Annotated in this window: 20 protein-coding genes and 2 pseudogenes; 16 read left to right on the top strand and 6 right to left on the bottom strand. The window is 56.0% G+C overall.

Going from position 1 to position 26995, the window contains the following annotated elements:
- The first annotated feature begins 21 nt into the window (after window positions 1–21).
- The 8 genes and pseudogenes from metK (at window position 22) to truB (ending at window position 9741) form a co-directional block, all read left to right on the top strand.
- A complete protein-coding gene (metK, locus tag ACZ1HV_RS14010; RefSeq protein ID WP_298818701.1) occupies window positions 22–1194 on the top strand; it encodes a methionine adenosyltransferase in 1173 nt (390 codons plus the stop codon).
- A gap of 69 nt (window positions 1195–1263) precedes the next feature.
- Window positions 1264–1950 carry a tRNA (guanine(46)-N(7))-methyltransferase TrmB gene (gene trmB / locus ACZ1HV_RS14005; RefSeq protein ID WP_472715504.1) on the top strand — a complete coding sequence of 229 codons (687 nt, stop codon included), beginning with the start codon at window positions 1264–1266 and terminating at the stop codon, window positions 1948–1950.
- 283 nt (window positions 1951–2233) lie between these two features.
- Window positions 2234–2827, top strand: a complete 594-nt coding sequence (gene rimP, locus ACZ1HV_RS14000; protein WP_298818704.1) for a ribosome maturation factor RimP — start codon at window positions 2234–2236, stop codon at window positions 2825–2827.
- A 75-nt stretch (window positions 2828–2902) separates the two neighbouring features.
- Window positions 2903–4559 (top strand): annotated as a pseudogene (gene nusA / locus ACZ1HV_RS13995) (transcription termination factor NusA).
- A gap of 141 nt (window positions 4560–4700) precedes the next feature.
- On the top strand, window positions 4701–5336 hold the full coding sequence (locus ACZ1HV_RS13990; RefSeq protein WP_298818708.1) for an RNA-binding protein: 636 nt from the start codon (window positions 4701–4703) through the stop codon (window positions 5334–5336).
- Window positions 5337–5365: 29 nt separating this feature from the next.
- The gene (gene infB, locus ACZ1HV_RS13985) at window positions 5366–8095 is read left to right on the top strand and encodes a translation initiation factor IF-2 (RefSeq protein WP_298985146.1); all 2730 of its coding nucleotides are present in this window, start codon (window positions 5366–5368) and stop codon (window positions 8093–8095) included.
- Between the two features lie 192 nt (window positions 8096–8287).
- Window positions 8288–8692 carry a 30S ribosome-binding factor RbfA gene (rbfA, locus tag ACZ1HV_RS13980; protein ID WP_298818712.1) on the top strand — a complete coding sequence of 135 codons (405 nt, stop codon included), beginning with the start codon at window positions 8288–8290 and terminating at the stop codon, window positions 8690–8692.
- 77 nt (window positions 8693–8769) lie between these two features.
- On the top strand, window positions 8770–9741 hold the full coding sequence (truB, locus tag ACZ1HV_RS13975; RefSeq protein ID WP_472715503.1) for a tRNA pseudouridine(55) synthase TruB: 972 nt from the start codon (window positions 8770–8772) through the stop codon (window positions 9739–9741).
- A 102-nt stretch (window positions 9742–9843) separates the two neighbouring features.
- On the opposite strand, the gene ACZ1HV_RS13970 is transcribed toward truB, so the two are convergent.
- A complete protein-coding gene (locus tag ACZ1HV_RS13970) occupies window positions 9844–10206 on the bottom strand; it encodes a GNAT family N-acetyltransferase (RefSeq protein ID WP_472715502.1) in 363 nt (120 codons plus the stop codon).
- Between the two features lie 299 nt (window positions 10207–10505).
- Here ACZ1HV_RS13970 and rpsO point away from each other — a divergent pair, with 299 nt between their 5' ends.
- Both rpsO and pnp read left to right on the top strand, forming a co-directional pair.
- Window positions 10506–10775, top strand: a complete 270-nt coding sequence (rpsO, locus tag ACZ1HV_RS13965) for a 30S ribosomal protein S15 (protein WP_298818717.1) — start codon at window positions 10506–10508, stop codon at window positions 10773–10775.
- A 336-nt stretch (window positions 10776–11111) separates the two neighbouring features.
- Window positions 11112–13242: pseudogene (pnp, locus tag ACZ1HV_RS13960) on the top strand (polyribonucleotide nucleotidyltransferase).
- A gap of 81 nt (window positions 13243–13323) precedes the next feature.
- On the opposite strand, the gene ACZ1HV_RS13955 reads toward pnp, so the two are convergent.
- Complete coding sequence (locus ACZ1HV_RS13955; protein ID WP_472718447.1) at window positions 13324–14874, bottom strand: putative bifunctional diguanylate cyclase/phosphodiesterase; 1551 nt, start codon at window positions 14872–14874, stop codon at window positions 13324–13326.
- Window positions 14871–16037 (bottom strand): PAS domain-containing protein, encoded by a 1167-nt coding sequence (locus ACZ1HV_RS13950; protein ID WP_472715501.1) that lies wholly within the window; start codon window positions 16035–16037, stop codon window positions 14871–14873. The genes ACZ1HV_RS13955 and ACZ1HV_RS13950 overlap by 4 nt, the downstream gene beginning before the upstream one ends.
- Window positions 16038–16539: 502 nt before the next feature.
- Here ACZ1HV_RS13950 and dapB point away from each other — a divergent pair.
- Together dapB and ACZ1HV_RS13940 are read left to right on the top strand one after the other, a co-directional pair.
- Entirely contained in the window at window positions 16540–17352 is an 813-nt protein-coding gene (gene dapB, locus ACZ1HV_RS13945) for a 4-hydroxy-tetrahydrodipicolinate reductase (RefSeq protein ID WP_472715500.1), read from the top strand.
- Window positions 17353–17381: 29 nt separating this feature from the next.
- Window positions 17382–18002: a 2,3-bisphosphoglycerate-dependent phosphoglycerate mutase gene (locus ACZ1HV_RS13940; RefSeq protein ID WP_298818727.1), complete on the top strand. Its 621-nt coding sequence runs from the start codon at window positions 17382–17384 to the stop codon at window positions 18000–18002.
- 68 nt (window positions 18003–18070) lie between these two features.
- Here the strand turns inward: ACZ1HV_RS13940 and ACZ1HV_RS13935 are convergent, their stop codons facing one another.
- From ACZ1HV_RS13935 to ACZ1HV_RS13925, 3 genes are read right to left on the bottom strand one after another with little or no spacing between them, the layout of a single operon-like run.
- Window positions 18071–19072, bottom strand: a complete 1002-nt coding sequence (locus ACZ1HV_RS13935) for an adenosine kinase (RefSeq protein WP_298818729.1) — start codon at window positions 19070–19072, stop codon at window positions 18071–18073.
- A 29-nt stretch (window positions 19073–19101) separates the two neighbouring features.
- Window positions 19102–19992, bottom strand: coding sequence for a prephenate dehydratase (locus ACZ1HV_RS13930; protein ID WP_298962443.1), 891 nt, complete (start codon window positions 19990–19992; stop codon window positions 19102–19104).
- Window positions 19993–20012: 20 nt separating this feature from the next.
- Window positions 20013–20759, bottom strand: coding sequence for a 3-deoxy-manno-octulosonate cytidylyltransferase (locus ACZ1HV_RS13925; protein WP_472715499.1), 747 nt, complete (start codon window positions 20757–20759; stop codon window positions 20013–20015).
- Between the two features lie 184 nt (window positions 20760–20943).
- Between ACZ1HV_RS13925 and ACZ1HV_RS13920 the strand changes: the two genes are divergently transcribed.
- From ACZ1HV_RS13920 to ACZ1HV_RS13905, 4 genes are all read left to right on the top strand, one after another.
- Window positions 20944–21495: a c-type cytochrome gene (locus ACZ1HV_RS13920; protein ID WP_298818733.1), complete on the top strand. Its 552-nt coding sequence runs from the start codon at window positions 20944–20946 to the stop codon at window positions 21493–21495.
- Between the two features lie 143 nt (window positions 21496–21638).
- Complete coding sequence (locus ACZ1HV_RS13915) at window positions 21639–23075, top strand: diguanylate cyclase (protein ID WP_472715498.1); 1437 nt, start codon at window positions 21639–21641, stop codon at window positions 23073–23075.
- 111 nt (window positions 23076–23186) lie between these two features.
- Window positions 23187–25067, top strand: a complete 1881-nt coding sequence (locus ACZ1HV_RS13910) for an extracellular solute-binding protein (protein ID WP_472715497.1) — start codon at window positions 23187–23189, stop codon at window positions 25065–25067.
- A complete protein-coding gene (locus tag ACZ1HV_RS13905; RefSeq protein WP_472715496.1) occupies window positions 25067–26950 on the top strand; it encodes an extracellular solute-binding protein in 1884 nt (627 codons plus the stop codon). The genes ACZ1HV_RS13910 and ACZ1HV_RS13905 overlap by 1 nt, the downstream gene beginning before the upstream one ends.
- The last annotated feature ends 45 nt before the right edge of the window (window positions 26951–26995 follow it).

The following is a 26995-nucleotide window of genomic DNA, read 5'->3' as shown; positions in this document are numbered from 1 at the left end:
TTCCCAGAAGGACGATCGCCAATGGCACGTCAGAATTACCTGTTTACGTCTGAATCCGTGTCCGAAGGGCATCCGGACAAAGTGTGCGACCGCATCTCCGATGCCGTCGTCGATGCCTATCTCAGAGAAATGCCGGAAGCACGCGTTGCTTGCGAAACGCTTGCCACAACGAACCGGATCGTGATCGCAGGCGAAACCCGCGGCCCGGCAAACATTACGGGCGACTACCTCGCGCATCTCGCCCGCATGGCTGTCAAAGATATCGGCTATGAGCAGGATGGGTTTCATTGGGAAAACTGCGACATCGCAGTACACCTGCATGCTCAGTCCGCACATATCGCGCAAGGTGTGGATGCTGGCGGCAACAAGGATGAGGGTGCGGGCGACCAGGGCATCATGTTCGGATATGCCTGCCGTGAAACCGCCGAGCTGATGCCGGCACCGATCCTCTATTCACACAGGATCCTTCAGCTGCTCGCCGATGCACGCAAGTCCGGCAAGGAGCCGGCACTCGGGCCGGATGCGAAAAGCCAGGTCACAGTCCGCTACGAAAACGGCAAGCCTGTCGCCGCGACGTCCATCGTTCTGTCGACGCAGCATCTCGACCCGGCTCTGACGTCGGAAGATGTGAAGGCCATCGTTGAACCATACATTCTTCAGGCCCTGCCCGATGGTTGGATTTCCGGCGAGACCGTTTGGCACGTGAACCCGACCGGCGCTTTTGTTATCGGGGGTCCGGACGGAGATGCAGGCCTGACCGGCCGTAAGATAATCGTCGACACGTATGGAGGTGCTGCCCCACATGGCGGTGGCGCTTTCTCCGGCAAGGACCCCACCAAGGTTGACCGCTCTGCCGCCTATGCCGCGCGCTACCTTGCCAAGAACGTCGTCGCCGCTGATCTCGCAGACCGCTGCACCATTCAGCTGTCCTATGCGATCGGCGTATCCGACCCGCTGTCGGTCTATGTCGACCTTCACGGCACAGGCAATTGCGACGAAGCGAAACTGGAAGCGGCGCTGCGTGATGTCATGGGTTTGAGCCCGCGGGGCATTCGTGAGCACTTGAAGCTCAACAATCCGATTTACGAGCGTACCGCAGCTTATGGTCATTTTGGCCGCGAGCCGGATGCAGATGGTGGTTTCACCTGGGAAAAGACGGATCTGGTTGATCAACTTCGCCCGCTCGCGGGATAAGCTCTGACCAGCTGACAAAGCAAAGAAGGAGGTCGCCGGTGAACTGCCGGCGATCTGCGTTTAAGAAGAATGACTGAACGCTACGAAGGCTCATTTTTCGGTCGGCGCAAAGGCAAGCCGCTCAGTCCGCGCCGTGAAGACCTCATGGCACGGGAGCTGCCGAGGCTGGCCCTTGATTTGACCGGTCCAGCGCCTGAGGATCTCAAAAGCCTCTTTGGCGCCGACGTTGACACGGTCTGCCTCGAGGTTGGATTTGGCGGCGGAGAGCACTTGCTCCACCGCGCACGCTCGGAGCCGCAAACAGGTTTTATAGGCGTCGAACCGTTCGTCGGCAGTATGGCCAAGGCGGTTGCTGCCGTGGTCGACGAGAAACTGAAAAACGTGAAGCTCTATGATGATGACGCGGTCAATGTGCTCGACTGGCTTCCATCCGCTTCGCTGGATCTTGCCTACCAGCTTTATCCCGACCCTTGGCCGAAGATGCGCCACTGGAAGCGGCGGTTCATCAATGAACAGAACCTGAGCCGGTATGCCCGTGTCATCAAGCCGGGGGCTGAATTCCGATTTGCCAGTGACATCGACACATATATCGACTGGACACTGCGTCACTGTCGCGACCATCCGGAGTTTGAATGGACGGCCGGGACTTCAAGCGACTGGAAGCAGCCCTGGCGAGGCTGGCCAGGCACGCGCTATGAGGACAAGGCCCTTCGCGAAGGCCGTGTCGGAAGGTATCTGACCTTTCGCCGGATCTGAGGCCCGCGCTTGCATTGAAAGCCCGAAAGTCACTGTCACACCAACTTCTTTGATGAATTTGGCTGGGCCTCTTGCGTTCGCAATGGCTTTGGCGTTATACAGCCGGTGTTTCACCTCAAACGGCTTATCTGAGCACTTTGAGAGTGGGCCCGCCGGGGACCCGCTCTTTTTTGCTTAACTGGCGCCGGAAACCAACGAATTCGAGCAGGATTGCCCTATGTAAATCGACGATCAGGTGCATCTGATGCTCAAAAGCAGGCAACTGCTTCTTAAGGAGCCAAGTGTGAGCACACACGAACCGAGAATTGTGACGGAACAGGGCCTGGACGCTCGTGTTGCCGCAATTGTTGAGCCGGTCATTGAAGATCTCGGCTATCGTCTGGTGCGCACCAAGATCAGCGCCGCCAATGGCTGCACATTGCAGATCATGGCAGAGCGCCCCGATGGCACCATGACGGTCGAAGATTGCGAAACCATCAGTCGCGCTGTTTCGCCAGCGCTTGATGTCGAGGATCCAATCAATCGAGCTTATCACCTTGAAGTTTCCTCGCCCGGCATTGACCGACCCTTGGTGCGCGCGGAAGACTTCAACCGTTGGGCGGGACACGAACTCAAAATTGAAATGACGGTCATGCAGGAAGGCCGCAAGCGGTTTCGCGGACTGCTCCTAGGTGCGCAGGACGGTGCGGCGCAGATCCGTTTGCCTGACGCGGCCGATGGCGAAAAGGACACCGTTGACCTGCCGCTTGAAGATATTGGCGAAGCGAAACTGGTGCTCACCGACGATTTGATTACAGCTGCTCTGCAGGCGGAAAAGGCGGCGTTGGCTGCCCGGAAGCCGACTGAGGAGTTGGCACAGGACAACACGCCCAACTGAGCCGAATGCTCAGAGGCTAAGGAACAACGCGCCGGACACGAGACAAGAATTACTCTGGCGCAAGAGGAGTGAAAAATGGCAATCAGCGCGAACCGGCTGGAACTGCTGCAAATTGCTGACGCGGTCGCTCGGGAAAAATCGATCGACCGGATGATCGTCATCAACGCAATGGAAGACGCAATTCAGAAGGCGGCTCGCTCGCGCTACGGAACCGAAACGGAAGTTCGGGCTGAGATCAATCCGAAGACCGGCGAAATCCGGTTGCAGCGTCTTCTGCAGGTCGTTGAGACAGTTGAAAACGTGTCTACCGACATTGCGCTAACCGATGCACAGGCCAGGAACCCGGAAGCAAATCTCGGCGATTTCATTGCTGAGCCATTGCCGCCGCTTGATTTCGGCCGGATCGCAGCCCAGTCCGCGAAACAGGTAATCGTTCAGAAGGTTCGCGAAGCAGAACGTGATCGTCAGTTTGACGAATTCAAGGACCGCGTTGGTGAAGTTATCAACGGTGTCGTCAAACGGGCGGAATACGGGAACGTCATTGTCGATCTGGGGCGTGGCGAAGGCATTGTCCGTCGTGACGAGCTGATCCCGCGTGAAATCTTCCGCACTGGTGACCGCATTCGCGCGTTTATTTATGACGTTCGCCGCGAGCAGCGCGGACCGCAGATTTTCCTGTCACGCACGCATCCGCAATTCATGGCAAAGCTGTTTGCCCAGGAAGTGCCGGAAATCTATGACGGGGTTATCGAAATCAAGTCCGTTGCACGCGATCCAGGATCCCGCGCCAAGATTGCCGTGATTTCCAAAGATCTCGTCTATTGACCCGGTCGGCGCCTGTGTCGGTATGCGCGGCAGCCGCGTTCAGGCGGTTGTCGGTGAATTGCAAGGCGAAAAAATCGACATCATTCCGTGGAATGATGAGGCGGCCACATTCATCGTCAACGCTTTGCAGCCGGCTGAGGTCGCGAAAGTTGTTCTCGATGAAGACGCCGAACGCATTGAAGTCGTGGTTCCTGATGACCAATTATCTCTTGCGATCGGTCGCCGCGGCCAAAATGTCCGGCTTGCATCTCAACTGACCGGTTGGGCCATCGACATCATGACGGAGCAGGAAGAAAGCGACCGTCGTCAGAAAGAGTTCATGGAACGCTCGCAGCTGTTCATGGAAGCACTCAATGTTGATGAGATGGTCGGTCAGCTGCTTGCAACCGAAGGCTTCACCTCGGTAGAAGAAGTTGCCTATGTGGAAATTGAAGAAATTTCCATGATCGAAGGCTTCGACGATGACACAGCCGTTGAAATTCAGGCTCGTGCCCGTGATTATCTCGGCGAACTGGAAGCCAAGCAGGACGAGGAACGCATTGCTCTTGGTGTTTCTGACGAGTTGCGCTCGATTGATGGCCTGACAACAGCTATGCTGGTGGCTCTCGGTAAGGACGACATCAAGACCATCGAGGATTTTGCAGGCTGTGCCGCTGACGACTTGGTTGGTTGGACTGAACGCAAGGATGGTGAGACCAAGCGTTTCGAAGGTGCCCTTTCCGACTTCGACGTCTCTCGCGCCGATGCAGAAAACATGGTGATGTCCGCGCGTATCGCAGCAGGCTGGATCACCGAAGAAGAGCTTGCGGCACAGGCGGCCGAAGCAGAAGAAGACGAAGAAGAAGTTGTCGAGGCTGTTGAAGCGCCGGCAGAAGAAGCCCCAGCCGGTGCGATCCTGAACGGGTAAGGCAAAGGGACAAATGCGGACAGAGCTGGTTGTGGTCTATGGAACACAACGGCAGGGCTCTAGTTCCGATGACGAAGTGAACGGTCGGTCTGAACGGTCCTCGATGGGTCGAAAAGAAGATCGACCTGAAGGAGTGGCAAGGTGCCCAGGAAGAATGAGCCGACCGAACGGCAATGTGCCGTCACCCGGGAGGTTCAGCCGATCAGCTCGCTGATCCGGTTCGTGCTTGATCCCGATGGTCGGGTTGTGCCGGATCTGAAGCGGGTACTTCCCGGGCGTGGTGTTTGGGTAACGGCTTCGAACGAAATGGTCGCCGTTGCCGAAAAAGACCGGAAGAAGGTTTTCGGCAGGGGGTTTAAAGGTGAAGCCCGTGTCGAACCGGGACTGGCGGATCTGGTTGATGGGCTGATGGAGCGATCTGCATTGCAGGCATTATCCATGGCTCGCAAGGCCGGCGAACTGGTGACCGGGTTTGCAAAGGTTGAAGCGGCTCTGCGGCGGGATCCCGTCGCCGGGCTTATCCACGCCTCGGACGCTGCAGATGACGGGGTGCGGAAGCTGGCAGCAGTGGCTGCCGGCCAAGAGGAACTCGCAAACGGATGCCAAATCGTCCGTTTGTTCGATTCGGACCAATTGGATTTGGCATTGGGCCGGTCAAATGTGATACATGCTGCACTGCTTGACGGGCAGGCGAGCGAAAACTTCCTGGCGCGGGTGCGCGAATTGGAGAGTTTTCGAGCACCAACCGCGGTTGGCAGCGAAACGAGCAACGCTTGACAGGGCAGTTGCGCAGGACTGAAGGCAATATGAGCGATACGAAGAATCCAGGCGACAAGACAATCAGCGTTGAGCGTGGCAAGACGCTTGGCCTAAAGCGCGGGGGTGGCGACCAGGGAACTGTTCGGCAGTCTTTTTCGCATGGCCGGTCCAAAGCCGTCGTCGTGGAAAAGAAAAAGCGTCGTGTTGTGATCCCAGGCCAGGAGCCCAAGCCGGAAGCACCGGTGTCGGCAACGCAGCGCCTTGAGAGAACGGCTGAAGAGCCACGCAAGCCGCAGCAGCCCGATCCTCAGGCTGCAAAGCAAGCCCGTCGGTCTGCGTCCGGGCAGCGCCAGAAAGGCAACGGCAACGTTCTCCGAACCTTGACCAAGGAAGAAGCGGCGGCACGGACCGCGGCGCTTCAGATGGCCAAGGAGCGGGAAGTTGAGGAACGCAAGCGCCGCGAAGAAGACGATAAGCGCCGTGCAGTAGAAGCGGCGAAACGTCAGGCGGAAGAAGAGGCGCGTGCCAGCGCCGAAGCTGAAGAGCGAGCCAAGCAGGAGGCGGAAGCCGCCCGGGTGGCCGCCGAGAAGGCCAAGGAAGCACCTGCAGCCGAAGAAGCCCAGCCCGACGCGGCTGCTGCTCCGGCAAATGAGGCGCACGCCCAGTCCGGAAAATCTTCCGGCCGCAAGCCGTCGCATGCCGACGGTGGCAGACCGCCGAGCCTTGACGACATGGGCAAGCGCAAAGAAGCCCCCGCGGCTCGTCCCAAGCCTGCCCGTGAGGCAAGCGAAGACGAGACCCGGAACAACAACAAGGGTCTTCGCGCGGTCAAGCGTCCCAAGCAGGCTCCGACACCGACAGCGCGTCCGCGCGCTGGTGAAGACCGCCGCCGGTCCAAGCTCACGATTTCTGCGGCAACGGGAGGTGACGACGGTCAGCGGGCACGTTCGCTGGCATCGATGCGCCGTCGCCAGGAAAAGGCGAAGCGTGGCCAGCAGCAGGTGGTCCGCGAGAAGATCTCGCGCGAAGTTACTCTGCCTGAAGCCATCACCATCCAGGAACTCGCCAACCGTATGGCTGAGCGAGCGGTCGATGTGATCAAGCTTCTGATGAAGCAAGGCCAGATGCTGAAGATCAATGATGTGATCGATGCTGACACGGCTGAACTGATCGCCGAGGAAATGGGCCACACGGTCAAGCGTGTTTCCGAAGCAGACGTGGAAGAAGGCCTGTTCACCCTGGAAGACGAAGCAGCGACGCTTCAGCAGCGCCCGCCGGTTGTTACCATCATGGGCCACGTTGACCACGGCAAGACGTCACTTCTTGACGCCATCCGTAAGTCCAAGGTCGTAACCGGGGAAGCCGGGGGTATCACCCAGCATATCGGCGCTTACCAGGTCGACCAGGACGGTCAGAAGATTACCTTCATCGATACGCCAGGTCACGCTGCGTTCTCGCAAATGCGTGCTCGCGGAGCCAAATCGACAGATATCGTGATCCTGGTCGTAGCTGCTGATGACGGTGTCATGCCGCAGACCAAGGAAGCGATTGCGCACGCCAAGGCAGCGGATGCACCAATCATTATTGCGATCAACAAGATCGACAAGCAGGGCGCTGATCCGAACCGGGTCCGCACAGAGCTCTTGAGTGAAGAGCTGGTGACGGAATCCATGGGCGGTGATGTGATCGATGTCGAAGTTTCCGCGCTCAACGGTACCAATCTCGACAAGTTGCTTGAAATGATCCTGTTGCAGTCGGAAGTCCTGGAATTACAGGCCAATCCGGATCGTACTGCTGAAGGTATTGTCATCGAAGCGCAGCTTGATCGCGGCCGCGGTCCGGTTGCAACCGTTCTGGTTCAAAAGGGCACACTCAAACCGGGTGATATCCTCGTGGCTGGTGCCGAATGGGGCCGGGTTCGTGCGATGCTTGACGAAAACGGCAAGCAGGTGAAGGAAGCAGGGCCCGCCAAGCCGGTGGAAGTTCTGGGTTTCCAGGGTACTCCGGCTGCTGGTGACATGGTCGCCGTTGTCGAGAACGAAGCCCGCGCTCGTGAGATCACTGACTATCGCCAGCGTCAGATTCGTGAAAAGGCGTCTGTGGTTGCTTCCGCTGCCCGCGGCTCGCTCGAACAGATGATGATGAGTGCACAGAACACCGGCAAGAAGGAATTCCCGCTGGTCCTCAAGGCCGACGTTCAGGGTTCCGCCGAGGCGATTGTGCATGCGCTCAATGAACTGGGCACTGACGAAGTCGGTGCACGGATTCTTCTGTCAGGTGTCGGTGGCATCACCGAAAGCGATATCACTCTGGCAGCAGCATCCAAGGCTCCCATCATCGGTTTCAATGTGCGTGCCAACAAGCAGGCTCGTGAAGCTGCGTCCCGCGATGGCATCGAGATCCGCTACTACAATGTGATCTATGACCTGGTCGACGATATCAAGGCAGCGATGTCCGGGCTCTTGTCGCCCGAGCGCCGCGAGACCTTCCTCGGCAATGCCGAGATCAAGGAAGTCTTCCATATCTCGAAGGTTGGCAAGGTTGCTGGCTGTCTGGTTACCGAAGGTGTGGTTGAGCGTGGCGCAAATGTCCGTCTCATCCGTGACGACGTGGTCATTCACGAAGGCGAACTGGGCACGCTCAAACGCTTCAAGGATGAAGTCAAATCGGTCGAGTCCGGTCAGGAATGCGGCATGAACTTCGTCAAGTATCAGGACATGCGTCCGGGCGACGTCATCGAGTGTTTCCGGGTTGAGCAGATCGCACGTACGCTCTGACGGCCGGAAGCATCTAAGATTTTCCGGATGACAATGGCGCTTGCCGTTTGTGGTCCGGAATTCGGATAGGAGAGCGCGCGAAAGCGCGCTCTTTTCAATTGAGCGCGTGAACCGCGCAGGATATGCGGCAGGTCCCGGACCGTCGTGCAGTTCAAGCACGGACCGGGAGAGCTGGCGGATAGGACCAGAATAATGGCAAAGCAACACAAACAGGACAGTCGAGGCCCTTCGCAGCGTCAGTTGCGCGTTGGCGAAACGGTTCGCAAGGAACTGTCGGACATTCTTACCCGTGGCGCTTTCTCCGATCCTGATCTGGATGGAGTTATCGTTACAATTCCGGAAGTGCGAATGACGCCCGATCTGCGCGTTGCAACCTGCCTCGTCATGCCGCTCGGCGGTGTGAATGCAGAGAAGGTTGAGAAAGCTCTCAATCGCAGCGCCAAATTCTTGCGCGGACAGGTCTCCCGCCGCCTGACCATGAAATACATGCCCGATCTGCGCTTTGTCCTCGACACCCGTTTTGATGACGACGACCGCATCGGGTCGCTCCTTCATTCTCCGGATGTTGCCAGGGATCTGGACGACGAAAACAACTAGATATCGACAGTCCCAGGTTGCGGCTGAAGTGTTTCAAGGCCCGGGCCTCCCGGGGCCGTCGGAGCGTTTATGGGGCTTTGACGTTCTTCTATGGCAGAGCAAAAAATGGCACGGCAAAAGCAGGTCAAAAGAAAAAGAATGCCATCAATGGCTGGCTGGTCCTGGACAAGCCCTACGGCATTACCTCCAACGAAGCACTGGGTAAGATCAAGCGCATCTTTTCGCCTCAGAAAGTGGGTCATGCAGGCACTTTGGATCCTCGGGCCTCTGGCCTGTTGCCTGTTGCATTTGGTGAGGCCACGAAAACGGTTCCATTTGTGATGGATGGACGCAAGATCTATCGGTTTGAGGTGACCTGGGGCACTGAAACCGACACGGACGATACCGAAGGCGAGGTCATTGCCTCATCTGACGATCGGCCGACCGCGAATGCGATTACCGCTGTCCTTGGCGAATTCACCGGAACGATCATGCAGGTCCCTCCCAAGTTCTCGGCCATAAAGGTGGCTGGTGAGCGGGCCTATGATCTGGCGCGTGAAGGTGAGGTTGTCGCGTTGGAGGCGCGGCCGATTGATGTTCACCGTCTTGACCTTGTCAGCTGCCTGGATGACGACCGGGCAGTTTTCGAAGCCGAGTGCGGAAAAGGAACCTATGTGCGTGCGCTCGCAAGGGACCTTGGGCGCAGGCTGGGCACGCGCGGTCATGTCACGGAATTGCGCCGATTGCTTGTTGGTCCCTTCGGCGAAGAGGACCTGATCAAGTTCGATGAGATCCTTGAAGCTGCCGGGGAGTTGGCAGAAAGCGAAGGCATTCAGGAACTGGTCGCTGAATTTGTATTGCCGGTCCGCGACGCAATGGATGACCTGGTGGAAGTACCGGTCTCGCTCGATGATGCAGCGAAGATCCGTAAAGGAATGGCAATCATCTTGCGCGGCCGGGACGCACCGCTGAACACGGACGTTGCCTTCGCCAGCCACGCCGACGTGCCAGTCGCGATCGGCACCATCGAAAAAGGCCGATTTCAGCCGACCCGTGTGTTTCATTTGTGAGGCATGGTCACTTTAAAGCACTTGCAGACAAAGCCTGGAATCGTGCGGTAGGTCGCAAACCCCAAAGCGCCGTAATAGGCAAGGCCGCGTGCGTTGGTGTCGTCAATTGTCGCGTCGACCATCGTCACCCCGGCGGATCTGGCTGCTCTTTTCGAGACCTCGAACAACGCAAGTTCCGATCCCTTGCCGAACCGCATTCAAAGCCACATAGGTTCCGATAAAACCCCAACTGGGCGGAAGGCCAAACGGGGTTCCGTCCTGAACGCGTTTTAGAGACTGAAAACCCAATACAATGCCATCGGAATCTTCTGCTACGGAACAGCAAACAGTGTCCGAGTGCTCGATGTTGTGCCGGCTAACATATGCAGCATCGCTTGACCGGTCGCTGCGCGACAGCAGGTTGAATTGAGCCAGAATAGCGCTCATTGGCTTCTTGTCGCTGTCTAGTGCGCTTCTAATGATCATCTGAATCTCAAATCGGCTGTTGTGAGGTCCGGATCCCGAAAAGAGTTTGATTGTGCGAAAGGGTGCCGGTTCACAATGACCAGCTTGTTGAATCTGGCAAGGTGCAATCTTAAAATTTTCTCTGGATTTCCTGGCTGTTTTCTGCCATATACCGCCGCCATTGAGTACTAAGGCTCAATTCGTCCGAAAGGATCCTTTGCTGAACGACATCTCGGCTCTGGAGACATTCGGATCAGGCCGGTTTCCGGCAGTTCAACGTGTCCGGTCAACGGACCACCACTCTTTGAAAGGAAAGAGCGATGTCGATTACCGCAGAGCGCAAAGCAGAGCTCATGAAGGAATTCGCGATCAAAGAAGGCGACACCGGGTCTCCGGAAGTCCAGGTTGCAATCCTCACCGAACGGATCAACAACCTGACTGGACACTTCAAGGACCATGGCAAGGACAATCATTCCCGCCGCGGCCTTCTGAAGATGGTTGCGCAGCGCCGGTCTCTTCTGGACTATACGCGCGGCAAAAGCGAAGAGCGTTACAAGTCGCTTATCGAGCGTCTTGGCATTCGCCGCTAAGAACACTGAATTCGGTAAACGCGGTGGGTTGATTTCCCGCCGCGTTTTTCTTTGGAGACACCTTCGGCAAGCACAGATGAACAAATTGCCGCCGGGAGATCCACCAATCGGCTCTTGAGCGTTTCCATTTGTTGATAAACGCTCTATAGAAGCCTCGTGACACGTCATGGGGCAGGATTGCCGGCTTCTTTCCACAAATGTGGCGAAAGCAGCTCGTTGTCTTGCCCGTGGCTTGTCCACCGGTAACCGGCCCATCCGGGGCCGACCGGGAATGTGCCCGTTTCGCCGTGCTGTACCGAAAGCAGCCGGCAGCGGGCAAACTTGTAAGGACAGATGATGTTTGACATTCATCGTGTGGAAGTCGACTGGGGCGGACGTCCGCTCATTCTCGAAACGGGCAAGGTAGCCCGTCAGGCCGATGGCGCCGTTATGGCGACCTACGGCGAAACAAAGGTTCTGGCGACAGTCGTTTCCGCCAAGGAACCGAAGGCAGGTCAGGATTTTTTCCCGCTCACTGTGAACTACCAGGAAAAGGCGTTTGCCGCCGGTAAGATCCCGGGTGGCTTCTTCAAGCGTGAAGGCCGTCCGTCTGAGCACGAAACTCTGACATCACGCCTGATTGACCGCCCGATCCGTCCGCTGTTTGCCGATGGCTACAAGAACGACACTCAGGTTGTGATCACCGTTCTTTCCCATGATCTGGAAAATGCGCCGGACATTCTGGCAATGGTTGCGTCATCCGCCGCACTGACCCTGTCCGGTGTTCCGTTCATGGGCCCGATTGGCGGTGCGCGTGTTGGTTATATCAACGGCGAATACGTCCTCAACCCGCTGGTTGACGACATGCCGGATTCGTCTTTGGATCTCATTGTCGCAGGTACCAACGATGCGGTTCTGATGGTTGAATCGGAAGCCAAGGAACTCGACGAAGACACCATGCTGGGTGCCGTGATGTTCGGTCACAAGGGTTTCCAGACCGTGATCGACGCCATCATCAAGCTGGCTGAAACCGCTGCCAAGGAACCGCGCGATCTGGTCTTGCCGGATCACTCCGAACTCTTCGGCAAAATCAAGTCTTTGGTCGCCGATGAAGTGACTGAAGCCTACAAGATCACATCCAAGACCGAACGCAAGAATGCGGTTGATGCTGCCAAGGCCAAGGCGGTTGAGGCATTGATCACCAACGCAGCTGAAGGCGAAGCCGTCGAGATCCAACGTTTTGGGCGAACAGTTCAAGAAACTGGAAGCGGAAGTTGTCCGCGGCAACATTCTCGATACGGGTTCACGTATCGATGGACGTGATCTTTCGACTGTACGTGCAATTTCGTCTGAAGTCGGAATTCTGCCACGCGCGCATGGTTCGTCTCTCTTCACCCGCGGTGAAACACAGGGTCTGGTGGTTGCCACCCTGGGTACCGGTGAAGACGAGCAGTTCATCGATTTGCTGGAAGGCACTGTGAAGTCTCACTTCATGCTGCACTACAACTTCCCGCCCTACTCTGTCGGTGAAACCGGCCGCATGGGCTCTCCGGGGCGCCGCGAAATCGGTCACGGCAAGCTGGCCTGGCGTGCGATCAACCCGATGCTGCCACAGCATCACGATTTTCCGTACACCATCCGCATTGTCTCAGAAATCACCGAATCCAACGGCTCGTCCTCGATGGCAACCGTTTGCGGTGCATCCCTCGCGATGATGGACGCGGGCGTGCCGCTCAAGTCACCGGTCGCGGGCATCGCGATGGGCCTGATCAAGGAAGGTGACCGCTTCGCGGTTCTGTCCGACATTCTCGGTGACGAAGATCACCTTGGCGACATGGACTTCAAGGTTGCCGGCTCCGAACAGGGTATCACCTCCCTGCAGATGGACATCAAGATCGACGGCATTACCGAAGAGATCATGAAAGTCGCCCTGGCACAGGCCAAGGACGGACGTATTCATATCCTTGGCGAGATGGCCAATGCCATCACCGAAGCCCGGTCCGAACTCGGCGAACATGCGCCGCGCATTGAAGTCATGAAAATCGCGGTCGACAAGATCCGTGAAGTGATCGGTTCCGGCGGCAAGGTCATCCGTGAAATCGTTGAAAAGACCGGTGCAAAGGTCAACATCGAAGACGATGGCACTGTCAAGATTGCTTCTTCCGATGGCAAGGCCATCAAGGCAGCCGTCAACTGGATCAACTCCATTGCCGCTGAGCCGGAAGTTGGTGTGATTTACGAAGGTACTGTCGTGAAGTGCGTTGATTTCGGCGCATTTGTAAACTTCTTCGGCGCCAAAGACGGTCTGGTTCACATTTCCCAGCTGGCTCCGAGAAAAGTCGGCAAGGTTACCGATGTTGTCAAGGAAGGCGACAAGGTCTGGGTCAAGCTGATGGGCTTCGACGAGCGTGGCAAGGTTCGCCTGTCCATGAAGGTCGTTGATCAGGAGACCGGCAAGGAAATCGAGAAGAAAGAAGAAGCTGAATAAGCCTTCTTGATAGCTTGAACAGAAACGGGGGTCGCTTGGCCCCCGTTTTTTGTTTGTCACGTGACATGTGGTTCGGCGTGATCAACCGGCTTCGGCAGAAACCTGATCGGTTCCGTTCATATTGACGAGATATCCATGAAAATCGACGCCGGCCATTGGCCGGGCGAAGTGGTACCCCTGGATCAGAGAGCAACCGAACGACCGGATCAGATCACATTGTTCCAACGTTTCAGCCCCCTCGCAAATCACGTTGATCCCAAGTGAGCGCGCCATCGAAACGATGGCCTGGACAAGTGCCTGATCGTCCTGGTCCTGGTCAAGGTCCATGACAAAGGCGCGGTCGACCTTCAGCGTGTCTATCGGCAGGCGTTTCAGATAACTAAGTGACGAATAACCGGTTCCGAAGTCATCAAGGGATATCCTTATGCCGAGAGAACTGATCGCGGTCAGGATCTCCACCGGGTTGGTTCGCTGATCGTCAAACATCACGCTTTCAGTGATTTCCAGACACAGATGTGTAGGGTCCATGGCGGTGTCGTGAAGTATGTCGCGAAGCTCGGTGAGAAAATCTTCATCGCGGCATTGGCGTGGTGAGATGTTGACGCTGATGCTTTCCAGCTTCATTCCGTTGCGATTACAGGATTGATAGAAAGTGCAGGCTTCCCGAAGCACCCACTCTCCGAGGGGAACAATGAGACCGCATTCTTCCGCCACCTGAATAAACTCTGTCGGAGGAACGACGCCCAGCTTGTCGTCCGTCCAACGCGCCAGCGCTTCACAGCCGACGACTTTGTTCGAGGCATAGTCGACAATGGGTTGGTAATTGAGGTGGAGCTCGCCATTTTCAATTGCACGCCGCAAGGAGGCTTCCACAAGACCCGCCCGTGCGGTCTGTTCATTCATTCGGGTGGCAAAGAACCTGTAACTCGTGCCACTCTCGGCCTTTGCCTGGTGCATGCTGGTGTCGGCCTGCAAAAGCAGGACTTCGTCATCGTCACCGTCATTTGGCGCAAGCGTTATGCCGAGGCTTCCGGAGAGCACGACACGGGTGCCATCTTCAAGTTCGATCGGGTCGCTGATATCGGTCAGGATCTCGCGCGCAATCCGCTCAATTTCCCAGCGGTCTTCAGGGTCGGACAGGATGATGGCAAATTCATCGCCGCCCATGCGAGCGACCGTTTGGTCCGGGCTCATCGTCTGTGTCAGCCTGGCGGCGACGCTCTCAATCACCTGGTCGCCTGCCTTCGGTCCATAGGTCTCATTGACCATCTTGAAGCGATCGATGTCGAGGATCATCAATGCAGTCAGAACGCCGTCATGCCGGTTGCGTTGCAGGCTTTGCCGCAGCCTGTCCAGGAGCAGGCGTCGGTTGGGCAGGCCTGTCAGAATATCGAAATTGGCATTCTTGGTTGCCAGTTCTTCCTGGCGTTTGCGTTCGCTGATATCAGTGATCGTTACATAAAGGGCATTTTCTCCGCGCCATTCCGTAAGACGAACATGCTGTTCAAACCAGACCGTGTGCCCGTCCCTATGCTGCCCTTTGACATCATATACGCGCGGCGCGCCACCTTTCCCGCGCATTTTGAGATAGCTGCGGAGGCGGTCATGTTCTTCAGGGGCATAAAATGTCAGAAGGGGGTTCCGACCAGTTGTTCGGACGTGCCCGGTTCATACCCGAGCATTTTCAAGAGAGCGTCGTTTACGTAAAGAACGCGCCGATTGGAATGTACCAGAACACCGTGCAGCGAACCGTCGATCATGTCCTTGAACTGGGCATCTCTGTTTCTGACGGTTTCAAAGGCAGTCTGGAACATGGCAGACAGTTTGTTGAATTCGGAAATGAGCCCGGCCTGCGGAGCGGAAACCAGGCGGTCCTGGCGCAAGTTCATGGCATAACGCATCAGCCGACCGAGTCCGGCACTGGTTATCCTGTTGACCAGAAGCGCTGCACACAGCGCCAATAAAACGGTATAGACGAGAAACGGCAGGAACAGCTGGCTATAAGTTGCCTTGACATTCTTAAGCGTATCAATCGGTTGCTTTATGATGGCGGACAGCATGTGTCCGTCAAGATCGGCGATAAGGGGCGCAATGACGAAAAGCTGATCATTTTCAAGCAGGTACTGAACGTTCTCTGAGCCGGTGGTCGCCCGGTGATGCAGTGTTTCGCTCATCAATTCGCCGATGCCGGCAACAATGTGATGGTCATGAGCGAACGAAATGTCATCGACCTGCAGGTTCTTGGCGAGTACGCCCGGAAGCGAAAAGGAGCTTGTAACCGACGTACCTCCAAAAACCCGGCCAAGAAGCTGTCCGGTTTCCGGATCGATTACCAGGATTGACAGCGCGGCTGTGACTTCCATGGGGTCGGTGTGATGATTGGCATAGGTGATCCAGATATCGGGAGGCATGGCCTGACGGACATTGAAAGGCAATTGATCTGTCAAGTCGATCAAGCCGAGGCTGCTTTTGACCCAACCGCTTTCATCTGGAAGATCGATTAACAACAGGTCGAGAACAGCGCTGGTCATGCTTTGCGACGCCTGTTCCACAATTGCCTTCGCGGCGGCAGCGTCCTTTTCAGCCAGCGCATTTTGAAGCGCCGGGTCGCTCGCAACGGTGCGAATGCGTCCTTCGAGTTGGTCCAGATGTTGGTTGAAAACAAGACGCGCCAGCGTCGCCTTCGATTTGGCGCTACGGGCAACTTCGTATTCGGCGATCGACAGACTTCCCATATAGGTGACCCAGAAAAGGGCGATCCCCGTGCCGACCAGCCCGACGGTAAAAAGCGCCATGACAAGCCGGCTGAACGGGAATGAAAACCGGCCTCTCAAAGTTGCTCTCCGTGGGTGCCGGGAGTGTGATCTAAAGATTGTGCAGCACAAAGGCTCGCCTGGTTGAGCGGGGTCAGGCTGTCATGGCCAAAGGTGACTTTTCCAGATTTGGAGCGCCCCCGAAGCCCTGGCGTCAATTTGGTCGCAACTTTTTTCATTCGTTCTCAGACCATCCGAATACACCATCATGAAATCTTTGGCTTGATTTCACAATTGTTAGAATAAGCAATCGGAAGCGTCACTGTAACTGTTCAAAGTTTATCTTAGGTGAATTGAAGGAAAGTTTTTAGTCAACAAAAATACGGGAATAAACTTAACTTTGACTATGAAATCTGAAATCCATTCCTAGTAATATTTACAAGGAATTAGGTAGCGCAAGTCTGCTGCCTAACAACGTATCAAGCGTTTGCCTCCCTGTGCGAAACTGCTATACCCCCTTCGAAAGTTGATTGAGAGGTTCGCAATGGCGCAGATGCGTTTGGTGGTCGTCGGAGCTGGTGGCCGAATGGGTCGAGCCTTGACGCGTGCCATAACCGAAGCACCGGGTGCAATGGTGGTCGCAGCGGTTGACCGGGAAGGCGCTGACTGTCTGGGAAAAGACGTCGGAGATCTTGCAGGTACCGAGACACTTGGAGTGCCCGTCACCGACGATCCCCTGTCCGCTTTTGCCAAGGCGGACGGGGTGGTTGATTTTACCGCACCTCCAGCCAGTCTTTATTTTGCTGAGCTGGCCGCACAAGCACGGATTGTCCACGTCATTGGCACGACCGGCTGGGCTGAGGGGCAGGACGAACCTCTTCGTGCTGCGGCGCGACATGCGCGCATAGTCAAGAGCGGCAATATGAGCCTGGGCGTTAATTTGCTCGCCAGTTTGGTGCGCAAGGCTGCTGCGGCGCTTGACACCGACTTTGATATTGAAATCCTGGAAATGCATCACAAACACAAGGTTGACGCGCCGTCGGGAACGGCCTTGCTGCTTGGTGAGGCCGCAGCCGAAGGGCGCGGGCTCGATTTGGGAACCCATTCGGTGCGCACGCGGGACGGTATCATGGACCCAAGGCAAACAGGCGATATCGGCTTTGCTACCTTGAGAGGCGGATCCGTCATTGGAGAACACTCCGTGATCTTCGCTGGTGAAGGCGAAAGGATCGAACTGTCACACAGGTCCGAGGACAGGCAATTATTTGCGCGCGGTGCCGTGAAGGCCGCGCTTTGGGGTTTTGATCAAAAGCCCGGATTTTATTCCATGGCCGACGTTCTCGGCCTGAACGACTGAAATTGAGATCGAAGCTTAAGGAGCACGGCATGGATCGCCTTCTTGTGCTTGTCCGTCATGGGCAAAGCGAATGGAATTTGAAGAACCTGTTTACCGGCTGGAAGGATCCTGGTCTGACCGAACAGGGGGTTGCCGAGGCTCACAAGGCCGGACAACAGCTAAAAGACCTGAAACTGGAATTCGACCTCGCCTTTACTTCGGTTTTGTCACGGGCACAGAAAACTCTAGATATCATTCTAAATGAGCTTGGCCAGACAGGTCTGGAAACGTTCAAGGATCAGGCGTTGAATGAACGGGATTATGGTGATCTGACGGGCATGAACAAAGACGAGGCCCGTGAGCAATTCGGCGAGGAACAGGTCCATATCTGGCGCCGATCCTACGATGTTCCGCCTCCCGGTGGCGAAAGCCTCAAAATGACGGCAGAGCGGGTCCTGCCTTACTACAAGGCGGAAATTCTGCCGCGTGTGCTGGCGGGCAACCGGACAATTGTCGCTGCCCATGGAAACTCGCTCAGATCTTTGATCATGGAGCTTGAAAACCTCAGCCCGGAAGAAATTCTGAAACGCGAACTTGGAACCGGCACGCCGATCATTTATCGGCTCGATGAAAACGGCGGCGTAGTCAGCATGCAGGATCTTGCCGACTGACATCCCGCTTTTCAGCAAATCGCCAATACAGAGAAATCAAAGGGGCGATGATCGCCCCTTTGTCGTTTCTAGACTTCAAATCCGCTCTGTGCCGCCAGGTGTTTCAAGGGGCGTTCCGGGCGTGCGCCAACGTGGCTGATGACACTCGCAGCACATAGGCAGCCAAGCTCAGTCGCATCGGCGATCTTGTAGTCGCGCGCGAGCCCAAACAGAAAACCGGACGCAAACAGATCGCCGGCCCCTGTCAGGTCCACAACGTTGGCAACGTCCTTGGCGTCAACTTTCACGGTTTCTTCCCGGTCGAAGGCCATCGCGCCCTCGGAGCCGAGCGTCAGGGCCGTCAGGGCACCGTTTTCCTTGGCGGCGCTGATGGCTGTGTCGAGATCGCCTGTCTGGTAAAGCGCCTTGAGTTCGTGCTCGTTTGCAAACAGGAGATCAACAACGCCGTCGGCCAGAAGCGATTGAAATTCATCACGGTAACGGTCAACGCAAAAGGAATCGGACAGTGTCAGGGCGACCTTGCGATTGTTCAGGTGTGCAACCTCGGCCGCTTTGAGGAAGGCTTTTTTGGCCTCTTCCGGGTCCCAGAGATAGCCTTCCATGTAAGTGACAGCCGCAGCGGCAACGACATCTTCGTCCACATCGGACGGGCTGAATTCGGTGCAGGCCCCAAGATATGTGTTCATGGTGCGCTCACCATCCGGCGTGATCAGGATCATCGAGCGCGCGGTCGGTTTCCATTCCCGAAGGCGCGGTGTGTTGAAATAAACGCCTGTTCCGTTCATGTCGTGAGAGTAGCTGTCGCCCAGTTCGTCTTCCGCCACTTTGCCGAAATAGGCAGGACGCCCCCCCAGAGATGCAATGCCGGCGGCCGTATTGCCGGCACTGCCACCGGAGACCCTGACAGTCTGCCCCATCTTGTTGAAGAGACGCACCGCTTCTTCGGTGTCGATTAGACGCATCGATCCCTTGATCAGGTTTTCCTGGAGAAGAAAATCTTCTTCAACATGTGCAAACACGTCGCAAATGGCATTTCCGATGCAAAGGGCATCAAATCTGGTTTCGGTCATATTGTCCTCTGGTAGCGTCAGGGGTGACGTTAGGAATTGGGATTGGGTCTGAGGGCGCGGTTGGCCTCAGGCTCTTTGATTTTTTCTCGGAACGGGCTGGCGCGGTAGACCCCGAGCATGTTGAGCTCTGCGCAGAAGAAGGCAAGCTCCTCAAGGGCGAGAGCGACCGCCGGGTCTTCCGGGTGGCCTTCTACATCCGCATAGAACATGGACGCAAAGAATTGGCCTTCGAGCTGATAGGATTCCAGCTTTGTCATGTTGACCCCGTTGGTCGCAAACCCTCCGAGCGCTTTATAAAGCGCAGCCGGCACGTTTCGAACACGGAAGATGAACGTGGTGATAACCGGTTGGCCGTTATGCGCAGCCTCCATCTTGTCCCGGGAGAGAATAACAAACCGTGTTGTGTTATGCGCTGCGTCTTCAACGTTTTTACGCAGGATGTCGAGATTGTAGATCTCGGCCGCCATTTCAGGTGCAAGAGCGCCGACGCTGGGATCATTCAACTCGGAAATCTGTCGCGCTGAGCCGGCCGTGTCACCGCCGACCACGGCGGTCAGGCCGAGTTCCCGAATGACATTGCGACACTGTCCAAGGGCGTGAATGTGGCTTTGAACCTTTTTCAAATCCTCCACGCGGGCACCCCTGGGCGCCATCAGTTGAAACTTGATCGGCATGAAATACTCGCCGATGATGTTCAGGTCTGACTTTGGCAGAAGATGATGGATGTCTGCGACACGGCCCGCGACGGAGTTTTCGATCGGGATCATGGCAAGGTCTGCCGAACCATCCGCCATTGCGGAAAAGCAGTCCTCGAAGGTCGCGCAGGGAATAGCCTCGTAGTCGGGATAAACGCTTCTGCAGGCCATGTGGGAGTTGGCGCCGGTTTCTCCTTGAAACACAATTCTTTTTCTATCTGACATGGGTAAAAAAGCCTGACTTTCTAGGATGTTCTGTAGGCTGCGCGTGCGCGCTCAAGATCTTCCGGTGTGTTCACGTCCATGGGTGCGCTGTCAATGACCGAAACATCGATCCGCATACCTGCTTCAAGCGCACGCAGCTGCTCCAGCTTTTCGCGAATCTCCAGAGGAGATGGCGGAAGGGCGACAAACCTTGCCAGAGCGGACCGCCGATAGGCATAAATCCCGATATGGTGATTGTGCGGACCGTCGCCGCTGGGAGCCAGTGCGCGGGTGAAGTAAAGCGCCCGGTGATGCCCTTCACCATTTGGCGTCGTGACAGCCTTTACGAAGTTCGGGTCGTCACGGAAGTCAGGGTTCGTAAACTCCGTCATGATGGTCCCGATCTGGACTTCAGAAACGGTCAGCGGAGCAAAGGCTGCCCGAATCGCTTCCGGTGCAATCAAAGGCACATCACCTTGAACATTGAGCACGACTTCGAATTTTCCGTCCGGATCAACCAGTCCGACGGCTTCATGAATGCGGTCCGAACCGGACGCATGATCAACCCGCGTCATCACCGCCTGCCCGTCATGGTCCTTGACGGCATCGAAAATGTTTTTGTCGTCGCAAGCGACGGCAACCGGGCCGATATCCGCATTCTGGGCTTGCTCGAGAACGCGCACAATCATTGGTTTTCCGCAAATATCGGCAAGCGGTTTGCGGGGAAGGCGTGTTGCCGCAAGACGGGCGGGTATGATCACAAGAGCGGCGGTCAATCGGGTCTCCATTCGGTCGGACGGGCAGAAAAGGTGCAAAAAAACCGGGCCGCGTCCGTTTGTCGTATCAGATGCCCTTTTAAAGCTATGGACAGCAAGGTCAAAAAATTTGTAGGTTCCGGCAAAATTCGAAAAGCTGATAGGGGTCGCAGTGTCACTGCGGGCCCGGACGCGTATGAGCTTGGAGCCGGAGAGAATGGATTCCTTCACGCTGAACAAGATCGCCGGTGCGATCCTGATGGTCCTGATTTTGACAATGGGTGTTGGTATTGTCTCCGACATCATCTTCCACCCGACAATCCCCGGCAAACCGGGTTATGAGATTGTCGTGGCATCTGCGGAAGATTCCACTTCTGAAGTTCAGCCTGAGCCGGACGTTGTGCCGATTTCAGAGCTGCTGCTCGCAGCCTCGGCATCGGAAGGTGAGAAAGTCGCCAAGAAATGCGCCGCTTGCCACACGTTTGATGACGGCGGAGCCAACAAGGTCGGTCCGGCGCTTTGGGATGTGGTCGGTCGCAAACCTGGCGGCGTCGACGGTTTCGGATATTCTGCCGCCATGAACGAATACGGTTCGGCGAATGCCGAGTGGACCTATGAAGGTCTTGAGTCTTTCCTGGCTTCCCCGAAGAAATACATCCCGGGTACGTCCATGGGTTTTGCCGGCCTTCGCAAGCCGGAAGAGCGGGCCAACATGATTGCTTACATGCGTGAGCTGTCCGCTTCGCCAAAACCGCTGCCGGCAGAGTAAAACACTCCCGCCGCAGCGCCAGTTGCTACAAAATTTCAAGGAGCCGGGTCTTGCACCCGGCTTTTTTGTGGGAACTGGGCGAAAAATTAACAAATCTGACGTCACGTTATATGCTACGCGGGCGAAGGTCGGGTGTGGGCCGCATGGGCATAAGTCTAACGAGAGATCTACTAGGCAAAACAAATGGGGCGGTTGCCGCCTCCCTTGTTGCCGTCGCGTGTTTTCTCGTCGGAATTGCGGTGACAGCGCATGTGGGCCAGCTCGTGCGCAACGAACTGGTCTCCCAACACAAGCGCGAAGTGATCGCCAACCTGTCGGAAGCTCATGCTCGGCTTGAGGGCGAACTGAGCCGCACAGTCGCGTACGGTTTCGGATTGAGATCCGTAGTCTCCCAGGTCTCAGGTGCGCCATTCGACATGGAAGATTATCGCGAAATTTCGATCGATCTGATTGAGGAAAATCCGTCGATACGCTCCATCGGTCTTGCACCCAACAACATTCTGCGCGCTGTTTATCCGTTTGAACCGAACCAGGCTGCCATCGGTCTCAACTACAGAATGAACACCGCCCAGTGGCCAGCGATACGCAAAGCCATGCTCACCCGGGAGGTGGTCATTGCCGGGCCGCTGGAACTGGTTCAGGGAGGTCGGGCTCTCGTGATCCGCATTCCCGTTTTTCCGGCGACTTTCCCGGGGCAGCCCACAAAGGACCGGCCCTACTGGGGTGTTGTGACGCTTGTGCTGGACGAAGCCGGTTTGATGGAGTCTGCCGGGATCAGGGAAAGTGTCGGCGGCCTTCGTATGGCGCTTCTCAACAAGAATGCCGTAAACAACCAATCCGCGGTCATTTTCGGATCTGCGTCAATTGAGAATCTCGATTTTGTATCTCTGCCTCTTCATTTGCCGGGTGGATTGGATTGGGAACTGATCGCCTATCCGGAGATTGGCTGGTCCAATATGGGCAACAAGGTCTGGGTCACCCAGCTGGTCGGAAGTTTCCTTTCTCTGATCTTTGCGGCAATGGCGTTTCTCCTGATCAGTGAGGTCTACAAGGTCCGCTCAATGGCTTTGCATGACCCGTTGACGGGGCTGGCCAACAGACGGCTCCTTGAGGATCGGATGATGCAGCTGGCTGCCATGTGCGAACGCAGCGGATCCGGTTTCGAGATTTTTTACGTCGATCTGGATGCATTCAAACCGATCAATGACAGTTATGGGCACTCGGTTGGGGACCGTCTCTTGGTGGAGGTCGGGCAAAGGCTGCAGAACCAGGTTCGAAGGACAGATACGGTCGCGCGTGTTGGCGGTGACGAATTCATTGTCCTGACCCCGGGAAACATGCGCGGGCAGGAACGTAAGTCCTTTCTCACCAGACTGTCCGACCACGTATCTCGTGTCTTTGAGTATTCGGGAGCGCGGATTGACGTTAAGGCAAGTATCGGAACGGCAAGCTACCCAGGAGATGCAGCAACTGTCGAAGACCTACTAAGAGTTGCTGATGGTCGAATGTACGCCCAAAAGGCTAAAGCTAAGCAAAATTTACAAGACCCTTCCAGGAAGGGAGTGGTCCAAGCTGGTTAAATTTCTGTCATCTTGCCAACCAGCTGGTGACGTTTGGTCAGTGCGTCCCTACACTGTTTACATAAGGTCCGACGATTTGGGCCGCGAAACAGGAAAGGGACGGAAAAGCCCATGGTGCTCAATTGGTGTTCTATTAGGCGGACCGCAGCAGGAGTAGTGCTGGCGGGAGCCTTGTCTGCTACGGCATTAGGTACTGGTCCGGTAAAGGCAGAAGAACCCGAATGGCAACATGCCGCTGCTTTGAACGGCGCGCCGAAATATGGCCCTGACGCTCCCCACTTCGACTATGTCAATCCCGAAGCGCCAATAGCCGGGACTGTTCGCCTGGCCAGCCGCGGCGGGTTCGATACCTTCAACATCCTGGCGCAAAAGGGAAGCATCGGGCCTGGCATCCTGATCATATACGAGAGCCTGATGGAACCGTCTCTCGATGAAGAGGACATCAGTGCCCAATATGGTGTTCTGGCCGATGCGGTCCGTTATCCAAAGGACTACTCCTGGGTCGAATACCGTCTCAACCCCGATGCCAAATGGCACGACGGCATGCCAGTGACACCGGAAGATGTGGTCTGGTCTTTTGAAAAGGCGATTGAGCTCGATCCGCAGCGCAAGTTTTATTTCCAGAATGTCACGAAAACTGAAATCGTGGATGACCGGGTTATCCGCTTCACCTTTGATGCATCCGGCAATCGCGAACTGCCGAAAATCATGGGTCAACTCACCGTTTTGCCAAAGCACTGGTGGGAGGGAACCGACAGCAAGGGTGAGCCGCGTGATATCTCAAGAGCCACGCTTGAACCCCCGCTGGGCTCTGGCCCTTACCGGATCAAGGATTTCACGGCCAACCGGCAGGTGAACTACGAACGTGTCGACGATTATTGGGGCAAGGATCTGCCCATTCGGGTCGGCACCTACAATTTCGACGAAATCCGTTACATCTCTTTTCTCGATGACGCAGTTCAGTTCGAAGCCTTCAAGGGCGATCAATACGACTATCATCTTGAGCGCAGTTCCAGCCAGTGGGCGAAGCGCTACAATTTCCCGGCAGTCGAAGATGGCCGCGTCGTCAAGGAAATCTTTCCCGACAGATCATCCGGTGTCATGCAGGGTTTTTTCCTGAACCAGCGACGGGAAAAATTCCAGGACCCGGATGTACGTAGAGCGCTCAACTTCGCTTATGACTTTGAAACCACCAACGAGATCGTTTCGGCAAACCTCCTGAAACGCGTCAATTCCTATTTTGCAGGTACTGAACTCGCCTCATCGGGTCTTCCCGAAGGCAAGGAGCTGGAGATCCTGGAAGAGGTGAGGGGCGAGGTCCCGCCCGAAGTCTTCACCCAGGAATACACCAACCCTGTTGGTGGAAACCCGCAAAACGTCAGGGCCAACCTGCGCGAGGCAGTGAAACTTCTGCGCAAAGCCGGCTATGAACTCAAGGATCGTAAGATGGTCGACCCCGACACCGGTGAGCAGCTCAGCATCGAGTTTCTCTATCGGGACAAGGCCAGCGAACGGACACTGCTGCCATACGCCAAGAACCTTGAGAGCATTGGCATCAACCCGATATTGCGGCTCGTGGATACGTCCCAGTTCATCAACAGAGTGCGGTCGCGCGATTTCGATACGGTCGTACTGGCGATCGGTCAGTCGCTCTCACCTGGAAACGAGCAGCGGGAGTATTGGGGAACGACATCCGCCGATAATCCGAGTTCGGCCAATTATGCGGGCATCAAGAACCCGGCAATCGACAAGCTGATCAACAAGGTCATCTTCGCCGAAGACCGTGAGACATTGGTGGCTGCGACCCATGCGCTCGATCGCGTGCTGTTGTGGAACCACTATGTGGTGCCGCAATTCTATTCCGACGAAACGCGGACCGCGCGCTGGAACCGCTTTGCGCATCCAGAACAAATGCCTGAATTCAGTACCGGATTTCCTACGATCTGGTGGTACGATGAAGAGCTGGCGGCCAAGACGAAGGCGATCAAGTGATGAAAAAGGGCTTGTCTCCCACGCGCCGTCAGATGCTGCAACTGTCTGGAGCGGCAATAGTCGCGGCCTCGACACCTCTTGCCGCTAAAATGGCACTTGCCGCACCAAAGGGCCCACGGCACGGTCTGTCGGTTTTCGGAGACCTGAAATACGGGCCGGATTTCACTCATTTCGAATACGTCAACCCGGACGCGCCAAAAGGGGGAGCGTTCTCGTTTCAAGCACCCTACTGGTACTTCAATCAGAATGTTCAGACCTACAACACCTTCAATTCCTTCATATTGAAGGGCGACGCGCCGCCGCGTATGGAGCTGTGTTTCGACACGCTCATGGTGCGTGCCTATGACGAGCCGGATGCGGTCTACGGCCTGGTGGCCGAAACTGTAGAAGTCTCTGAAGACGGCAACATGTTCACGTTCAATCTTCGGCCGGAGGCTCGGTTCCATGACGGATCCAAGCTGACTGCCGAGGATGTTGCATTTTCCATCATGTTGCTGAAGGCCGACGGTCATCCTCTGCTGAGCCAGCCGCTTGGCGTCCTGAAGGATGCTGAAGTGCTGGGTGAGTATCGGGTTGCGTTTCAATTTGACGGAACGCAGGCCCGGAGCTTCCCTCTCGCAGTGGCTGCCGACTATCCAATCTTCTCAAAACGCTACTACACGGCTTACGATTTCAAGCAGTCGACGCTGACCCCGCCTTTGTCATCAGGTCCCTATAAGGTTGGCAGGCATGCGGTTGGCCGATATGTCGAATATCACAAGGTTGAACACTACTGGGCAAATGATCTTGCGGTCACCAAAGGTCAGCTCAACTTCTCAACCATCCGCCTTGAGTTCTTCCGCGAGCGGCAAGTTGCCTTCGAGGCGTTCAAAAAAGGCGACGTCCTTTATCGCGAAGAGTTTTCATCCAAGAATTGGGCGACGGAATACAATTTTCCGGCTGTCGAGGATGGCCGTGTCGTGCGCCGTGATTTCCCTGATGGCCGTCCATCGGGTGCACAAGGGTGGTTCTTCAACACACGCCGGCAAAAGTTCAAGGATCCGAGAGTTCGCGAAGCTCTGGGGTTCGCCTTTGACTTCGAGTGGTCTAACGAGAACCTCTTTTACGGGCTTTACAAGCGCACAGAGTCGTTCTTTGAAAATTCGGATATGAAGGCCGAAGGAATGCCATCGGCAGCTGAATTGGAGCTGCTGGAGCCTTTCCGGGATCAATTGCCGGAGACAGTGTTCGGCGAGCCGATAATTCCGCCGGTAAGCGATGGGTCAGGTTTTGACCGAAAGCTGCTGCGCCGTGCCAGCCAGTTGCTGAAAGAAGCAGGCTATGAGCGCGATGGTGCACAGCTGATCGGGCCGGACGGCAAGCCGTTTGAAGTTGAATTCATCAACAACACGACAGCCTTCGAGAGGATCACGAATCCCTTATTGAAGAACCTGGAACGGCTCGGTATCAAGGCCAACTTGCGCATTGTCGATCCAGCCCAGTACCAGGCTAGGCTGAACGACTATGATTTTGACATTGCAAGCCGCCGGTATTCGCTCGCGCCAACTCTTTCGGACACCATTCGCGAATTGTGGGGATCAAGGGCAGCGGCAACACCGGGGACCTACAACACGGCTGGCATCTCAAGTCCTGTTGTCGATGCCTTGATCGACAAGGCAATTGCGGCCCAGACACGCGAGGAAATGAACACTGCAGCCAGTGCTCTGGACCGTGTATTGCGCTCAGGATTTTACTGGATTCCCCAGTGGTACAAGAATGTCCACAATGTCTCTCTATGGGATGTCTACGGCTTTCCGGAAGAAACGCCGCGTTATTTCTTCCCGCTTGAAGAACTCTGGTGGATAGATCAGGAAAAGGCGCAAAAACTCGGCAAAGGCAGGTAATCTTTCCGACAGTGACACCTCCGGCCCGCTTCAGAAGGCCAAAGA

Source organism: Roseibium sp. JB4-4, from assembly GCF_055693425.1.
This window is presented reverse-complemented; position numbering and strand designations above follow the sequence as displayed.

Coding starts and splice junctions, on each gene's coding strand:
- ACZ1HV_RS13910 (WP_472715497.1), top strand. CDS start 23,187: ATGGTGCTCAATTGGTGTTCTATTAGGCGGACCGCAGCAGGAGTAGTG.
- rbfA (WP_298818712.1), top strand. CDS start 8,288: ATGGCAAAGCAACACAAACAGGACAGTCGAGGCCCTTCGCAGCGTCAG.
- rpsO (WP_298818717.1), top strand. CDS start 10,506: ATGTCGATTACCGCAGAGCGCAAAGCAGAGCTCATGAAGGAATTCGCG.
- ACZ1HV_RS13905 (WP_472715496.1), top strand. CDS start 25,067: ATGAAAAAGGGCTTGTCTCCCACGCGCCGTCAGATGCTGCAACTGTCT.
- ACZ1HV_RS13935 (WP_298818729.1), bottom strand. CDS start 19,072: ATGACCGAAACCAGATTTGATGCCCTTTGCATCGGAAATGCCATTTGC.
- ACZ1HV_RS13920 (WP_298818733.1), top strand. CDS start 20,944: ATGGATTCCTTCACGCTGAACAAGATCGCCGGTGCGATCCTGATGGTC.
- ACZ1HV_RS13940 (WP_298818727.1), top strand. CDS start 17,382: ATGGATCGCCTTCTTGTGCTTGTCCGTCATGGGCAAAGCGAATGGAAT.
- ACZ1HV_RS13925 (WP_472715499.1), bottom strand. CDS start 20,759: ATGGAGACCCGATTGACCGCCGCTCTTGTGATCATACCCGCCCGTCTT.
- dapB (WP_472715500.1), top strand. CDS start 16,540: ATGGCGCAGATGCGTTTGGTGGTCGTCGGAGCTGGTGGCCGAATGGGT.
- ACZ1HV_RS13970 (WP_472715502.1), bottom strand. CDS start 10,206: ATGATCATTAGAAGCGCACTAGACAGCGACAAGAAGCCAATGAGCGCT.
- ACZ1HV_RS13930 (WP_298962443.1), bottom strand. CDS start 19,992: ATGTCAGATAGAAAAAGAATTGTGTTTCAAGGAGAAACCGGCGCCAAC.
- infB (WP_298985146.1), top strand. CDS start 5,366: ATGAGCGATACGAAGAATCCAGGCGACAAGACAATCAGCGTTGAGCGT.
- ACZ1HV_RS13915 (WP_472715498.1), top strand. CDS start 21,639: ATGGGCATAAGTCTAACGAGAGATCTACTAGGCAAAACAAATGGGGCG.
- ACZ1HV_RS13950 (WP_472715501.1), bottom strand. CDS start 16,037: ATGGCGCTTTTTACCGTCGGGCTGGTCGGCACGGGGATCGCCCTTTTC.
- trmB (WP_472715504.1), top strand. CDS start 1,264: ATGACTGAACGCTACGAAGGCTCATTTTTCGGTCGGCGCAAAGGCAAG.
- metK (WP_298818701.1), top strand. CDS start 22: ATGGCACGTCAGAATTACCTGTTTACGTCTGAATCCGTGTCCGAAGGG.